Origin of the sequence: Amycolatopsis sp. NPDC102389 (assembly GCF_044765885.1) — a bacterium.
Taxonomy (GTDB): Bacteria; Actinomycetota; Actinomycetes; order Mycobacteriales; family Pseudonocardiaceae; genus Amycolatopsis.
The window spans coordinates 37,275-52,904 of record NZ_JBIWKX010000037.1 but is presented as its reverse complement, the minus strand read 5'-3'; the positions used below and the strand labels follow the sequence as shown (position 1 = coordinate 52,904).

7 protein-coding genes are annotated in these 15,630 nt (G+C 68.3%); 4 read left to right on the top strand and 3 right to left on the bottom strand.

Annotated features, from left to right (window positions below; translation table 11 throughout):
- The first annotated feature begins 58 nt into the window (after positions 1–58).
- The 3 genes from ACIRGA_RS27410 to ACIRGA_RS27400 all read left to right on the top strand — a co-directional run bounded on the left by ACIRGA_RS27410 (position 59) and on the right by ACIRGA_RS27400 (position 8,129).
- Entirely contained in the window at positions 59–4,927 is a 4,869-nt protein-coding gene (locus ACIRGA_RS27410; RefSeq protein WP_400945929.1) for a tetratricopeptide repeat protein, read from the top strand.
- 80 nt (positions 4,928–5,007) lie between these two features.
- The gene (locus ACIRGA_RS27405) at positions 5,008–6,465 is read left to right on the top strand and encodes a flavin-containing monooxygenase (protein WP_400945926.1); all 1,458 of its coding nucleotides are present in this window, start codon (positions 5,008–5,010) and stop codon (positions 6,463–6,465) included.
- Positions 6,462–8,129, top strand: a complete 1,668-nt coding sequence (locus ACIRGA_RS27400; protein ID WP_400945924.1) for a GMC oxidoreductase — start codon at positions 6,462–6,464, stop codon at positions 8,127–8,129. The genes ACIRGA_RS27405 and ACIRGA_RS27400 overlap by 4 nt, the downstream gene beginning before the upstream one ends.
- Positions 8,130–8,266: 137 nt before the next feature.
- Here the strand turns inward: ACIRGA_RS27400 and ACIRGA_RS27395 are convergent, their stop codons facing one another.
- Positions 8,267–9,763, bottom strand: a complete 1,497-nt coding sequence (locus ACIRGA_RS27395) for a chitinase (protein ID WP_400945922.1) — start codon at positions 9,761–9,763, stop codon at positions 8,267–8,269.
- A 161-nt stretch (positions 9,764–9,924) separates the two neighbouring features.
- Here ACIRGA_RS27395 and ACIRGA_RS27390 point away from each other — a divergent pair, with 161 nt between their 5' ends.
- On the top strand, positions 9,925–12,303 hold the full coding sequence (locus ACIRGA_RS27390; protein ID WP_400945919.1) for a Tex family protein: 2,379 nt from the start codon (positions 9,925–9,927) through the stop codon (positions 12,301–12,303).
- Positions 12,304–12,369: 66 nt separating this feature from the next.
- Here ACIRGA_RS27390 and ACIRGA_RS27385 read toward each other — a convergent pair whose 3' ends face one another.
- Together ACIRGA_RS27385 and ACIRGA_RS27380 are read right to left on the bottom strand one after the other, a co-directional pair.
- Positions 12,370–14,100 (bottom strand): acyl-CoA dehydrogenase, encoded by a 1,731-nt coding sequence (locus ACIRGA_RS27385; RefSeq protein WP_400945917.1) that lies wholly within the window; start codon positions 14,098–14,100, stop codon positions 12,370–12,372.
- Positions 14,101–14,125: 25 nt separating this feature from the next.
- Positions 14,126–15,463: a serine hydrolase domain-containing protein gene (locus ACIRGA_RS27380; RefSeq protein ID WP_400945914.1), complete on the bottom strand. Its 1,338-nt coding sequence runs from the start codon at positions 15,461–15,463 to the stop codon at positions 14,126–14,128.
- Positions 15,464–15,630 lie beyond the last annotated feature (167 nt).

Genomic DNA, 15,630 nt, shown 5'->3' with positions numbered 1-15,630 from the left:
ACCGAACGGACCACTGTGATCCCTGCACGACACAACCGGGGACAGGGTGGCGAAACGCATGACGATCTCAGCGGCAAGAGGAATCACGTCCGACGTCCCGGTGCCGGCCGACTACGACGGCGACGGAACGGTCGACGAGGCGACCTGGCAACCCGCCGCCGGTATCTGGCGGATCACCCCGTCCTCATCCGGGCGCCCGGTCGAGGAACAGTGGGGTCAAGTGGGCGATCTGCCGGTACCCGCGGCCTACGACGGGAAGTTCGACCTCGCCGTCCTTCGGCCCGCCGACGGGCTGTTGTACGCCCGGCCCTTCTCCGGCGGGCCGGGCTGGCAGCGCCCGTGGGGCGGCACCGGTGGCACCCCGCCGCCGGAGGATCACCCCGGGATGTCCGCCGTGGTCTCGGCACTCGACGGCTTGGCCTCCCGGCTCTCCCAAGCGGGCCGGTACGCCGAGGCGGTCGAACCGGCGCGGCACGCCCGCGACGTCGCGCGGCGGCTGGCGACCGCGGATCCGACCTCGTTCAGGCCGTCGGCGGCGTTCAGAGCGGTGATGCTCGGCGCGCACGCGGTCAACGCCAAGCTGTTCGACGAAGCCATCACCGCGACCATCGAAGGCGCCGACATCTACCGCGCGATCGGCGACCAGGCCCAGCTCGCCTGGGCACTCGACAACCTGGCCATGCGCTACTCCGCCGCCGGCCGCTACCCCGAAGCCGTCATACCCGCAAGGGAAAGCCGCGACATCTCCCGTGGACTGGCCGAGACCGATCCGGCACAGCGGACAGGCTGGGCACATGCCGCGGTCATGCTCGGCGCGCACGCGGTCAACGCCAAGCTGTTCGACGAAGCCATCACCGCGACCATCGAAGGCGCCGACATCTACCGCGCGATCGGCGACCAGGCCCAGCTCGCCTGGGCACTGGAGAACCTGGCCATGCGCTACTCCGCCGCCGGCCGCTACCCCGAAGCCGTCATACCCGCAAGGGAAAGCCGCGACATCTCCCGCGACCTCGCCGAGCACGACGCGGCTCATCAGGTCTCTTGGGGCCGTGCGGCGGTCATGCTCGGAGCACACGCGGTCAACGCGAAACTCTTCGACGAAGCCATCGAGGCGACCAAGGAGGGCGCGCAGGTCTTCCGGCGGATCGATGACCGGCCGAATCTGGCCTGGGCGCTGGAAAACCTCGCGATGCGGTATTCCGGCGCGGGCGAGTACACCGAAGCGGTCCGGCCCGCCCGCGAATGCCGGGACATCTACCGCGAACTCGCCGAGACACATCCGGCTCACAAGCCATCGTGGGGGCACGCGGCGGTCATGCTCGGAGCACACGCGTCCAACGCGAAACTTCCCGACGAAGCCATCCTCGCGACACAGGAAGGCGTAGCCGTCTTCCGCGAACTGGACAATCAGCCGTCACTCGCTTGGGCGCTCGACAATCTGTCCATCCGGTTCGCCGGCGCGGGCCACGCCGCGGAAGCCGTCGCCCCGCAACGGGAATGCCGCGACATCTACCGGAAACTCGCCGAAGCCGAAGGCGGCGCCGCACACAAACCTTCCTGGGCGTACGCGGCGTTCATCCTCGCGCACCGGCTCATCGCGGCGGACCGGCGTGGGGAAGCGCTCAACGCCGCGTTGGAAGCCGTGCGGCTGTACGAACTGCTTGTCCGGCTCGACCCGGTTCGCTTCACCAGCTTGCTCGAGGCCGCGAAACAGCTGCTCGCTTCGTTGCAGGGCCTCGCCGAGCCGGGAGCGCTGATCGCGACGGTGACCGCCCCGGCCACGACCACGCCGGGCGGTGCCGTTCAGGTGACCGTCACGCTGAAGCCGGACGCCGAAGCCGGGACGAGGGTGACGATCAACGGGTTGGAGGGTTTCGACCTCCGGCTCCAGTCGTCACCCAAACCCGGCGTCTGGCGCGTACCGGTCACAGCGACCTCGGGAACGCTGCGGGAGGAAAGGGCGCTGCTGATCGAGATCGCCGGAACGCCCGCGGTCCCCCTGCTCGACATCGCACAGAACCCGTTCAACCCGCTCGCCGTATTCATCCGCGCCGTCGAGGTCGATGACGCGAATCCCGTTCTGCGGCAAGGAGATTCCTTCCGGTGGCAGATCGGGTCGGCCGGGTACACCACCTCGGAACCGGTGTTCGGCGGCGAACTGGGCTCCGATGTCGACCATGCGCGGGCGTGGACGCCGGTCCGCGTCCGGCTCGATGTCACCCACGCGGACGGTACTTCCCTTTCCGTGGAACGGACCCTGGTGCTGGGCAGCTCGTACCGGGTGCTCCGCGACGAACTGGCGCAGATCCGCCCGCCCGTGCGGACCGACGGGCAGGCGGTGCAGATCGCCGATCGCGACTCGCACTACCGCGGTGCGTTCACCGTGACCAATCTCGAGCCGGTGGAGATCGCGTTCGATCGCCGCCGGATCGAATGGACCGCCGACGACGACGAAACGACCCCGCTCGGGCCGGACGAGGCCATCGACGTCACGGTCCTGCCCGGTGCCTCGGTGTCCGTCGACGTGACCCTCGATCGGAGTCTCGGCCACGGAGCACACGGCGCGGTCGTCCATCTCTTCGGGAAGACGCTGGACGGCACCGATGTCCATACGAGTGCGGCGTTCTCCCTGGTCCGGCCGCCGAGAGCGCAGCTGACGCAGCATCCCGGCTTCCTCTTCGCCGAGGCGGGAACCGGTGACTGGCGAGAGCGGTTCGCGACGATCGTCAACGACCGGCCTACCGGCCCGGTGTCCGTCCGCGTCGAGGATTCCGGCGCTGTCAAGGTCCTCGCGCCGCAGGGTCTCACCCAAGAGCACCTCTGGGACCTGCGCTACGCCGCCCGGGTGGCGCGGGACGGGGAAGACCGCACCGTGGCGGGCCGGAACTGGTACTCGGGGCTCGAAGTCACCCCGCTGGCGGCGCCGGGGCCGGTCGTCCAGGACGGCTTGTGCGACCCGGACGATCTGCCGGCTGAGATCCCGGAGAACTTCGCCTGCCAGTTCACCGGCGACTTCGGCCACGAACGGATCCCGCCGAGGATCGCGAACGCGCGCAAGGGCGACCTCGTCCTGGTACCCGGCGGGAACGGCGTCATCGGCGGCCTCCTCTCCCAGGTGAGCCCGGCCCAGCGCTACGCGCACTGCGGGATCATGACGAAGAACCACACCGAGATCTCCCATTCCACCGCGTCCGAGGAATGGCTCTCGAAGGGACACCCTCGCGGCGTCCATCCCGCCGGAGCCGATCAGGAGGCGCCGACGGACGGTTTCGAACCCGACTCCGCACGGTTCCAATGGCCGGGCGGCATCACCCAGAGCGTCGAGGACGCCTACGGTTCCGACGCCGACGAGGCCAAGTTCGTCGACGCGGAGCAGAAGAAGTACAAGATCTCGGCGTTCAACCTGGTCGATTCGGCCATGCTCGACGGGCGGTGGCAGATCATCGAACCGATGGTGATCAAACCGCATCCGCTGGCCGAACAGGCGGATCCGACCATCCGGCAGCGTCTGCACAAAGTGGCAGACGAGGCCAGGAGCCTTTGTGTCACAGCGCAGGACACCCGCGAGGGACGCCAGTCGAAAGTGCACTACCGGTTCTACTGCTACACCGACTCGGCGGTCGCGATCCGCCCAGGACCGGGCGGCGTGCTCGGCCCCGCGCCCGACAGCGCGGGCTGGGCGGCCGGGACCCTGCCGACGCAATGCGCGTCGTTCCTCTGGTTGGCCGCGAGGCGGGCCGGGATCAAGCTGGAGGGCCCGGACGTCGTCACGAAGCAGGCCGACCTCGAACTGACCGATCTGCAGGCCGGAGCGCAGACCGACGACCAGACGCTGGACGGGCTGTACTTCTACAGCGAGGACGAGCGCCGCACAGCGGCGAGATGGTTCGTTCCGTTCCTCGAAGAGAAGATCTTCCGCACCGCGCGGGACGAAGGCAACAGCTGGGTGGAGGTCTCGTTCAACGAACTCTTCTCCGACATGGGCGACGACTGCGCCAACCAGCTCGCCAACACCTTCGCCTTCGACTGGGCCGACGGCGACGCGAAGAACTCCGACCGCTGGGAGAACCCCGGCCCCGGACGCGCGGTCAGTCCCGACAACCTGCTCCTCTGGGATCGGCCGGAGGAGACCGGCTTCGGCCTGTGGGGCTACGCCGAACCGCTGGTACACCACCTCGCCCGCCTGGAACCGGTCCCGGTCACCAAATGGCGCAAGACGGACGGGCCGGCGCTGCTCAAGGGAACGGTGACCTTCGACGGCACCCCGGTGGCCGGGGCGCAGGTGAACGCGGGTTCGGTGGTCTTCACCGATGGGCAGGGACGCTTCGAAGTGGACATCTTCGAGGGGCGATATCTCGTCAAGGCGTCGAAGTTCATCAACCGGGAGGTGGGCATCGCGGCGGGGGAAGTGGAGCTCCTCGCGGAGAAGGGGAAGGTGTACACCATCGAGGTCGGGCTCAAACCGCCGCCGGAACGGTATCGGCTGGTCCGGATCGAGGCGCGGATCGAGATGCGTGACGACGAATTCAGCGCCAACCCGTTCGAGGACGACCCCGACGAGTACTTCCACGACCGCAAGTACTGGGAACTACGGGTGGACCCGGTCAATCCGGTGGACGGCACCGGATACAAGAACGGCTGGGGTGGCGAACTCCGGGTCGACGCGACGATCAACGCGAAGTTCCTTCCCGACGACCTGAGCGTCGAGCTCGAGATCTTCGGCACGCTGTTCGAAGGGGACAGCGACCAGACCAACGACTACGGCGGCATGGGCTCGGACAAGTTCGTCATCCCCGCGGGCGCGGCGGGCGTGGTCAAGGACAAGTACGGCCGGGACCTGAAGCTCTTGATCTGGAACAGCCAGGACGACACCCCGGACGACAAGATCGAGTTCTTCCTGACCGTCACCAACCGGGCCCAGCTGTAGTAGCTCGTGGCCGAAAATCTCGATTGAATGGCCGGTCGTGTACTTCCACCCCGGGTGACCGCTGGGTAACTTCGCTCGGCATGGGCGATACGAGCGTGCTGATCGTAGGGACGGGCTTCGGCGGGGTCGGGACGGCGATCGAGCTCAAACGCGCCGGGTTCGACGACTTCACCATCCTGGAGAGCGCCGGCGAACCCGGCGGCGTCTGGCGGGAGAACACGTATCCCGGCGCGGGCTGCGACATCCCGTCGCCGCTGTACTCGTTCTCCTACGAGCCCAATCCCGACTGGCCGAAGCGGTTCTCGCTGCAACCGGACATCCACGAATACCTCAAGCGCGTGGTGCGCCGCTATGGCCTCGAACCGCATATCCGGTTCGGCACCCGCGTCACCGGCGCGGCCTTCGACGAGGAGCGCGGACTCTGGCGGGTGGAGACCGCGGGCGGCGAGACCTACGAAGCGAACGTCTTCGTGCCCGCCGTCGGCCAGCTTTCGCGGCCGGTCCAGCCGGACATCCCCGGCCAGGAGACCTTCGAAGGCGCCAGTTTCCACTCCGCGCGCTGGGATCACGACGTCGACCTGCGCGGTAAGAAGGTCGCGGTGATCGGCACCGGCGCGAGCGCGATCCAGTTCGTGCCCGAACTCCAGCGCCAGGCGGGCGAACTGACCGTGTTCCAGCGCACCGCGCCGTACATCATGGCCAAACGGGACACCCGCTACCGGCGCTGGCAGCAGCGGCTGTTCCGGCATCTTCCGGCCACCCAGCTGCTCGGCAGGCTCCGGATCTTCCTGCTCGCCGAATACGCGACCTACGCGATGACGAAGCATCCGTTGCTGGCCAAGGTGTTCGAACTGCGGACGGCCCAGCTGCGCCGCCGCCACATCAAGGACCCGGCACTGCGCGAGAAGCTCACCCCGGACTATCCGCTGGGCTGCAAACGGATCCTGTTCACCAACGAGTACCTGCCCGCGCTGGCGCAGCACAACGTCGCCGTGGAGACGCGGCGCATCAGCGCGATCACCCCGTCCGGCGTGCGCACCGAGGACGGCGTCGAACACGAGGCCGACGTCATCGTCTACGGAACCGGTTTCGCGGCGACGGACTTCCTCGGCGAACTCAAGGTGGAGGGGCTCGGCGGAAAGTCGCTGTCCGACGCGTGGAAGGGCGGCGCGCGGGCGTACCTCGGCATGACCGTGCCGGGTTTCCCGAACCTGTTCTGCGTCTACGGCCCCAACACGAACCTCGGCGCGGGCTCCATCATCTACATGATCGAACGGCAGGCCCGGTACATCCGCCAGGCCGTCGAACACCTCGCCAAACCGGAAGTGTCCTATATGGACGTCGTCCCGGAAGTCGAGCAACGGTACGACGACGAGATCCAGCGGCGGCTCGGGCGCAGTGTCTGGACGACCTGTGCCAGCTGGTACCGCCAGGAGAACGGCCGCGTGAGCACGAACTGGCCCGGTCTGGTCACCGAATACGACCGGCGGACGAAGACGCTCGACCTCGGCGACTACCGGACGGCGGGAGTGCGATGAACTACGACGTGCTGGTGATCGGCTCCGGCTTCGGCGGCAGCGTGACCGCGTTGCGGCTCACCGAAAAAGGCTATCGCGTCGGTGTGCTGGAGACGGGCCGCCGGTTCGCCGACGACGAGTTCGCGAAGACCTCGTGGCGGCTGCGGAAGTACCTGTGGGCACCGAAACTGGGCTGCTACGGCATCCAGCGGCTCACCCTGCTGAAGAACACGTTCGTCTTGAGCGGCGCGGGCGTCGGCGGCGGCTCGCTCGTCTACGCGAACACGCTCTACGAACCCCCGGACACCTTCTACGAAGACCCGCAGTGGGCGCACATCACCGACTGGAAGGCCGAACTCGCCCCGCAGTACGACCAGGCGAAACGGATGCTGGGCGTGGTGGAGAACCCGCTGGTCACCCCGGCCGACCAGGTGCTGCGCGAGGTCGCCGAGGACATGGGCATCGCGGACACCTACCGGCCGACCCCGGTCGGCGTCCACTTCGGCAAGCGCGACGTCGACCCGTTCTTCGGCGGCGAAGGCCCGCTGCGGAAGCCGTGCACGCACTGCGGCGAATGCATGACCGGCTGCCGGGTCGGCGCGAAGAACACGACCGTCAAGAACTACCTGTACCTGGCGGAGAAGGCGGGCGCGGAGGTCCATCCGCTGACCACCGCCGTGTCGGTCCGGCCGATCGACGGCGGTTACGCGGTCGACACCGTCCAAACAGGACGGTGGGTCCGCAAGCGCAAGCGGACCTTCACCGCTTCCGAGGTCGTGTTCGCCGCCGCTTCCCTGGGCACGCAACGGCTTCTGCATTCGCTGAAGGACTCGGGCACACTGCCAGAGCTGTCACCGCGCTTGGGCTTGCTCGCCAGGACTAACTCCGAGGCCGTGCTCGCCGCGCGGTCCCTGCGGAAGGACACCGACTTCACCCGCGGTGTCGCGATCACGTCGTCGATCCACCCCGACGCCGTCACGCACGTCGAACCGGTGCGCTATGGCAAGGGCAGCAACTTCATGGGCCTGCTGACGACGGTGCTCGTCGACGCCGAGCCGGGCAAACGCCGGTGGGTGCTGGGCGCGCGGGAACTGTGGCGGAACCGGCGGCGGCTGGTGCGGCTGCACAACCCGCGGCGCTGGTCGGAGCGGATGGTCGGGCTGCTGGTGATGCAGACGCTGAACAATTCGGTGACCACATATACGAAACGCGGCCTCTTCGGCCGCCGGATGACCACGAAACAGGGCGTCGGCGAACCGAACCCCGAGTGGATCCCGGCCGGGCACGAGGTCACGCGGCGCGTGGCGGACAAGATCGGCGGGCTGGCGCAGGGCGCGTGGACGGATCTGGCGAACATCCCGATCACCGGGCATTTCATCGGCGGCTGCGCGATCGGCGACAGCGCCGAGACCGGCGTCGTCGATCCGTACCAGCGGGTGCACGGCTACCCCGGGCTGCACATCGCCGATGGCTCGGCGATCTCGGCGAACCTCGGGGTGAACCCTTCGCTGACCATCACCGCGCAGGCGGAACGCGCGATGTCGTTGTGGCCCAACAAAGGCGAGCCCGACCCGCGGCCGCCGCTCGGCTCCCCCTACCGGCGCCTGTCCCCCGTCGCCCCGCTCAAGCCCGTCGTCCCGCCGCATGCCCCCGGCGCCCTGCGCCTCCCCCTCACCCCGCTCTGACCCCCTGCGTTCAGTCCTCTGGATGCGGTAGTTCGCCCTGCCAACTACCGCATCCAGAGGACTGAATGCGGGCAATGGAAAGGGCGGGGCACCGTCGCCCGCGCGACGACGGTGCCCCGCCCCGGTCTAGCGGGTCATCACGGGAGGCCGGCCAGGCCCGCGCTCACCGTGTTCGACCAGGCGTAGCCCTGCGAGGCGTCCCAGTTGATCGACCAGGTCATCGCGCCCCGGATCGCCGGGTACGTCGTCGAAGGCTTGAACGAGCCGCAGCTCGTGCCCTTCGCGAGGCAGTTCAGCGCGTTGACCGTGTTGCCGGGCGCCTGGTAGCCGCCGCCCGCGGCCGAACCGGAGGCCGGCAGGCCGAGACCGACCTGGTCGGCCCGCAGCCCGCTCTGCAGCTGGATGCACGCCAGCGCGGTGAGGAAGTCGACCGTGCCCTGCGAGTAGACCTTCTGGTCGCAGCCGAGCATCGAACCGCTGTTGTAGTACTGCATGTTGACGATGGTCAGGATGTCCTTGACGTTCAGCGCCAGCTTGAAGTACTCCGCCGCCGGGCTCTGCATGTCGATCGTCTGCGGCGCCATGGTGATGACCGTGCCGCCCGCCGCGTGGATGCTGCGCAGCGCCTGCGCCATGTACGTCGAGTTGACGCCGTTCTCCAGGTCGATGTCGACGCCGTCGAAGCCGTAGCTCGCGATGAGCGACTTCATGCTGTTGGAGAAGTTCGTCGCCGCGGCCGAGGAGTCGACGCGGATCGTGCCCTTCTCACCGCCGACGGAAAGGATCACCTTCTGCCCGCGTGCCTGCGCCGTCTTGATGTCGGCCTTGAACTGCGCGTCGGTGTAGCCGCCGAGCTGGCTCGACAGCCCCGAGTCGAGGGTGAAGGTGACCGCGCCCGGCGTAGCCGTCGCGTCGGCGAAGGACACCGCGATGATGTTGTACTTCGTCGGGACGTCGGCGAGCTTGAGCGCCTTCGCGCCGTTGTAGAAGTTCTGCCAGTAGCCGGTGATCACGTGCTTCGGCAGGTTCCCGGTCGGCGGGGTGCTCGTCGTGGTCGTCGGCGGGTTGCTGGTGGTGGTCGTCGGGCTCGTGGACGTCGGTGTGGTCGGGGTGGTCGGCGTCGTGGTCGGCGAGCCGCCGGGGCCGTCGAGGTTGACGTCGTCGGCGAAGTACGCGGGCTGGCCGTACCAGCCGTGCAGGTAGATCTCGACGCTCGTCGTGGACGCGCCGGTGGTGAAGCTCAGCGAGAGCTGCGACCAGCTGCCGCCACCCGGGGTCCAGGTGTTCTTGTCACCCGTCCCGGTGCCGGTGACACCGAGGTAGGTGTAGCTGCCCTGCACCCACGCCGAAAGCGTGTACGCGGTGTTGGCCTTGACCGGCACGCTCTGCGAGCAGCGGGCGTTGTCCTGACCCGCCGGGGTGGCACTGAGCGCGCGGCTGCCGGAGTGGACCGGCGTGGTGACCACCGAGGACGCGCCGGAGCAGGTCCAGCCACTCGTGGTCCCGAGTTCGAAGCCCGGATTGGTCAGGATATTGGCGGCCGAGGCGTTCCCCGAGACCGCGAAAGTCACCCCCAGGCACACGGCCAGTGACGACAGCAGGGCGAGGAACGCGTGTTTCGGCTTCACTTTCACGACTGGCCTCCACGAACGGGTGATGTCGGCCACATCAAAATGGTACAGACCAATACAACTGTCAAGGGTTCGGTTAGGGGAGGCCATACGAAAGTCGGCTCGGCGCGAGCGGCAGAATGCAGGGTCCGAGAGCACCCGAGGGCGGATTCAGGAGCGTGGGAGTGAGCGTGCAGGGCCTGCAGACAGTCGAGCAGAAGATCGCCGAAGAACTCGGTGTGCGCGAAGGGCAGGTCAAGGCGGCCGTCGACCTGCTGGACGGCGGATCGACCGTGCCGTTCATCGCCCGGTACCGCAAAGAGGTCACCGGGATGCTGGACGACACCCAGCTCCGCACCCTCGAAGAACGCCTCCGTTACCTGCGGGAACTCGGCGAGCGCAAGGTCGCGGTGCTGGAGTCGATCCGCAGCCAGGGCAAGCTGGACGAGGCGCTCGAAGCGTCGATCATGGCGGCCGACACCAAGTCCCGCCTCGAGGACATCTACCTGCCGTACAAGCCCAAGCGGCGGACGAAGGCGATGATCGCCCGCGAGGCCGGTCTGGAGCCGCTCGCCGACGGGCTGCTGAGCGACCCGAACACCGACCCGCAGGCCGCGGCCGCGGTGTTCGTCGACGCCGACAAGGGTGTGGCGGACGCGCAGGCCGCGCTGGACGGCGCCCGCGCGATCCTCGTCGAGCGCTTCGCCGAGGACGCCGACCTGATCGGCGAACTGCGCGAGAAGATGTGGGCGGAAGGTCGCCTGGCCTCGAAGGTCCGCGACGGCAAGGCCGAAGAGGGCGCGAAGTTCTCCGACTACTTCGACTTCTCCGAGCCCTACACCAAGCTTCCCTCGCACCGGATCCTCGCGATGTTCCGCGGTGAGAAGGAGGAGATCCTCGACCTCACGATGGAGTCCGAGGAGCCTTCGGAAGAGCCGAGGACCGGGCCGACCGAGTACGAGAACCGCATCGCGCACAAGTTCGGCATCTCCAACGAAGGCCGCCCGGCCGACAAGTGGCTCGGTGACACCGTCCGCTGGGCGTGGCGCACGAAGATCCTGCTGCACCTGGGCATCGACCTGCGGATGCGGCTGCGCCAGTCGGCCGAGGACGACGCCGTCCGCGTGTTCGCCGCGAACCTGCGCGACCTGCTGCTCGCCGCCCCGGCCGGCACCCGCGCCACGATGGGCCTCGACCCGGGTTTCCGCACCGGCGTCAAGGTCGCCGTCGTCGACGCCACCGGCAAGGTCGTCGGCACCCACGTGATCTACCCGCACCAGCCCGCGAACAAGTGGGACCAGTCCATCGCCGAACTCGCCGCGCTGTGCGCCCGGCACAAGGTGGACCTGATCTCGATCGGCAACGGCACCGCGTCGCGCGAAACCGACAAGCTGGCCGGTGAGCTGATCAAGAAGCACCCGGAACTCAAGCTGACCAAGGCCGTCGTTTCGGAGGCGGGCGCGTCGGTCTACTCGGCGTCGGCGTTCGCTTCGCAGGAACTGCCCGGCATGGACGTCTCGCTGCGCGGCGCGGTCTCGATCGCGCGACGGCTGCAGGACCCGCTGGCGGAACTGGTGAAGATCGACCCGAAGTCGATCGGCGTCGGGCAGTACCAGCACGACCTGTCGGAGATCTCGCTGTCGCGGTCACTCGACGCGGTGGTCGAGGACTGTGTGAACGCCGTCGGCGTGGACGTCAACACCGCGTCGGCGCCGCTGCTGACCCGCGTTTCGGGTATCACGACGACGCTGGCGGAGAACATCGTCGCACACCGTGACGAGAACGGGCCGTTCAAGACGCGCAGCGGGCTCAAGGAGGTCGCGCGGCTCGGCCCCAAGGCGTTCGAGCAGTGCGCGGGCTTCCTCCGGATCCCGGACGGCGACGACCCGCTCGACTCGTCCTCGGTGCACCCCGAGGCCTACCCGGTGGTGCGGCGGATCCTGTCCTCGACCGGCACGGACATCCGCTCGCTGATCGGCAACGCGCGGACCTTGCAGGCGCTGAAGCCCACGGAGTTCGTCGACGAAACCTTCGGTCTCCCGACGGTGACCGACATCCTCGCCGAACTCGAAAAGCCGGGCCGCGACCCGCGTCCGGCGTTCAAGACCGCGACCTTCGCCGACGGCGTCGAGAAGATCGGCGACCTCAAGCCGGGCATGCGGCTGGAAGGTGTCGTGACGAACGTGGCCGCGTTCGGCGCGTTCATCGACGTCGGCGTGCACCAGGACGGGCTCGCGCACGTCTCGGCGTTGTCGAAGAACTTCGTCAAGGACCCGCGTGAGGTCGTGAAACCGGGCGACATCGTCAAGGTGAAGGTGCTGGAGGTCGACGTGCCGCGCAAGCGGATCTCGCTGACCCTGCGCCTCGACGACGAACCCGGCAAGCCTGCTCGCGAGCAGGGCGGTGGCGGTGGCGGTCGCGACCGCGGCCAGGGCGGTCAGCGTCAAGGCGGCGGTCAGCGTGGCGGCCAGGGCGGTCGCGGCGGCGGCCGGGACCGCGGCGGCAACTCCGGTGGCGGCGGCGCCATGGCGGACGCGCTCCGGAAGGCCGGTTTCGGCAAGTAGGACTCAGAAGTCCGTGAAGGCCTCCTTCCCTACCTTGAGGGTAGGGAAGGAGGCCTTCACGGATCTTTACGGGTTCATCGCGTAGGCGCCGGAGAGGTCCCGGACGAGGGACCACACGTGGTCGAAGCGGGCCGCGTCGACGACCGGCTTCCGGATCGAAGCCAGCGCGAGCGCCTGCTGTGCCTCGGTCGAGGACGACTTCCCGTGCAGATCGATCGCGGTGAGGCTGAAGTCCTGCACCAGGATGGCGAAGATCTGGTCGACGACCTCGGTCTCGATCCCGGTGATCTCCGCCTGCTCCAGCACCAGCTGCCCGTAGACGACCAGCGTGAACAGCTCGGTCAGCGCGAGGCCGAAGTCGATGTCCTGCTGCTGCGCCTCGTCCGGGGCCGCGTCGGTGAACAGCTTCACCAGCGCCTCGGCCTGCTCGGTGAACCGCGCGACGTTCGGGATCGCGGACGCCTTGGCGTAGGCCTCACGCCAGTCGTGGAACCGCACCTTCGACAGGCCGCGCGCGGGGCCCTGGCGGAACAGGAACTCGTCGTCGGCCGCGTCGGACCGGGTCGGTACCGGCTCGTAGGCCTGCGGCGCGAACAGGTACGCGGGCACGAACTTCGCGATCAGCGCGAGGTTCACCGCCACCGTGCCTTCCAGTTTCGGCAGGCCGTCGATGTCGTTCTTGGACATCGCGAGATAGGTGTCGGCCTCGAAACCCTTGGCCGCCACCACATCCGCGACCAGGCCGATGACCTTCTGCGCCTCGGTGGTCACCTTCATCTTGGTGATCGGGTTGAACAGCAGGTACCGGCGGTCGTCCGCGTTCGCGCTGCGGAAGTAGTCCACGGCGCGGTCGGAGAACAGCTTCATCGCGACGAGCCGCGCGTACGCCTCGACGAATTCCCGGCGCACGTGCGGGAAATCGGTGACCTTCTTGCCGTAGAGCACCCGGTTGTGCGCGTGCGTGATCGCCTCGTACAGCGAGTGCGTCGACATGCCGATGCCGCCGAAGCACAGGTTGAACTTGCCGATGTTGACCGTGTTCAGCGCCGCGGAGAACGCGTCGGCGCCGACGTGCAGAATGTCCTCTTCGGACACCGGGTAGTCGTTGAGCTCGAACTCGGCGACGTACATCTGCGACGGCACGACGTTCTTCACCACGCGGTAGTTCGGGTGTTCCGAGTCCGCGTAGAAGAAGACGTACTGGTCCGGGCCCTCGACACCGTCGATACGGCCGAACACCGACACGGTCCGCGCGCAGTTCCCGTTGCCGATGTAGTACTTCGACCCGTTCGCGCGGTAACCGCCCTCGCCGTCCGGGGTGAGCACGAGGTCCGACGAGTAGATGTCGGCCCCGTGCTCCTTTTCGGACAGTCCGAACGCGGCGACGCCGCCGGCCGCGAGCGAGTCCGCCGCGCGTTTGCGGGCGGCCTCGTTCGCGCTCTGCCACACCGGGCCGAGGCCCAAGATCGTGACCTGCCAGGGATACCAATAATTCAGCCCATAGAAACCGAGGATTTCCGAGAGGGCAGCGACCCGCGCGGTGTCCCAGCGCTTGTCGGGATTCCCGTCGGCGTTGGCGCCGGGAGTGAGGAACGTCGAGAACAGGCCTTCCTTGCCCGCGAACTCGATGAAGTCCGCGTAGAAGGTCCGGTCGTGGTAGTCCTCGACGAGCTTGCGCTTGCCACGCTGTTCGAACCACTCGATGGTGGCACGCAACAGGCGACGCGTCTCCGGGTCGAACTGCTGGGGGTCGTACCCACCCGGGTTCAGCAACAACGCGGTCGCCTTTTCGCTCATGGTCACTCCTGGTCAGCCGAAGTTACTACCCGGTAACCGTAGCGCCTCGCTTCGCCGTCCGGCCACCGAACTCGATCGAAGTCACCTCCCCGTGGTCGTTCCGCAGGAAGCGTCCGGTGGGTTTGCGGGTGTCCGCGGCCGGCGCGATCGCGTCCGCGCCGACGAAAACGGCTTCGAACGGCGGCGGCGACGGGAAGTCCTCGATCTCGGCGACGAGCTGGGCCCAGAGCACACCGTCCCGGTCGCTGATCACGAACGTCAGGTCACCGGTCCGGTAGTGACCCAGGTACTCGGCGAGGTCCGGCTGGGGCACCGGCTGCGGGCTCGCGAGCGGAGGCAGCCCGACCAGGTGCTCCAGGCACCAATCGACGATCTCGGCGCCCAGCGCGGACCCGCCCGCGCTGTTGGTCAGCACCGTGACGGCGAAATCCTCCTCCGGCACGGTCACGAACTCCGACAGCTGCAGGTTGCTCACGTTGCCGCCGTGCCGGACCAGCCGGGCCGCGCCGTGCGTCGTGTGCAGCCAGCTCAGCCCGACCTCCTCGAACCGCAGCGCGGCCCTGCGCTGCGGCGCGCGCATGAGGTCACGGGTGGCTTCGCTGATCGGCGGCTCGCCCTCGGCCTCGCCGGTCAGGAAGAACCGCGCCCACTTCAGCTGGTCGCCCGCCGTCGACCACAGCCCGCCGCTCGCGCTGTCCGCGCGGGTCAAGCCCACGGTGTGTTCGACGGCCGGTTCGCCGTCACGCAGCACATGCCCGACGGCGTGACGGCGGGTGAGCACTTCCCACGGCAGGTAATACGACTCGGTCATGCCGAGCGGTTCGAGCAGCCGGGTGCGGACGACGTCCTCGAAGGGTTCGCCCGCCCCCACCTCGACGACCCGCCCGGCCAGCTGGAACCCGGCGTTGCAGTAGGAGAAGACCTCGCCGGGGGCGAAGTTCTGCGGCAGGTCGCCGAACTTCGCGATCGCGAGGGCCAGCGCGTCGTCACCCCACCCGGTGGTGAAGTCCACGTCGCCGAGGAACCCGGCGGAATGCGTGAGCAGATGGCGCAGGGTCACCGTCTTCCGTGCCACCGGATCCGCCAGCGGGAGCTCGGGGAGGTACTCGACGACCGGCCTGTCCAGGTCCAGCACGCCGTCTTCGACCAGCGTCAGCACGGCGGCCGCGGCGAAGGTCTTGCTGGTGGAGCCGATCATGAACAACGTGCCGGGATCGACCGGGAGCCCGGTGTCCACACTGGACACTCCGGTGGCGAACACCGACTCCATGCCCCGGTACGTCACCCCCACCACGGCTCCGGGGACGCTCGCGCGACGCGCCTCCTCGTCGAGCACCCCTTGTAGTTCCTGAACGTCCGACACCCGTGTCCCCTTTCGTCCGGTCAGGCCAACGTTTCACCGCGACGCCGCGCGCGGCTTGTCCGAACCGACGAACATCGGCGGGCCGGTGCGGGCGATATCACGTAGCCGGGGAGATCACGACCCAGTACACTGGGCTTGCGGTCCGCTCAGTTCTGCCTCGGGCCGCG

Excerpts from the sequence above, each read along its gene's own strand:
- ACIRGA_RS27410 (WP_400945929.1), top strand. The coding sequence starts at position 59 with ATGACGATCTCAGCGGCAAGAGGAATCACGTCCGACGTCCCGGTGCCG.
- ACIRGA_RS27405 (WP_400945926.1), top strand. The coding sequence starts at position 5,008 with ATGGGCGATACGAGCGTGCTGATCGTAGGGACGGGCTTCGGCGGGGTC.
- ACIRGA_RS27400 (WP_400945924.1), top strand. The coding sequence starts at position 6,462 with ATGAACTACGACGTGCTGGTGATCGGCTCCGGCTTCGGCGGCAGCGTG.
- ACIRGA_RS27385 (WP_400945917.1), bottom strand. The coding sequence starts at position 14,100 with ATGAGCGAAAAGGCGACCGCGTTGTTGCTGAACCCGGGTGGGTACGAC.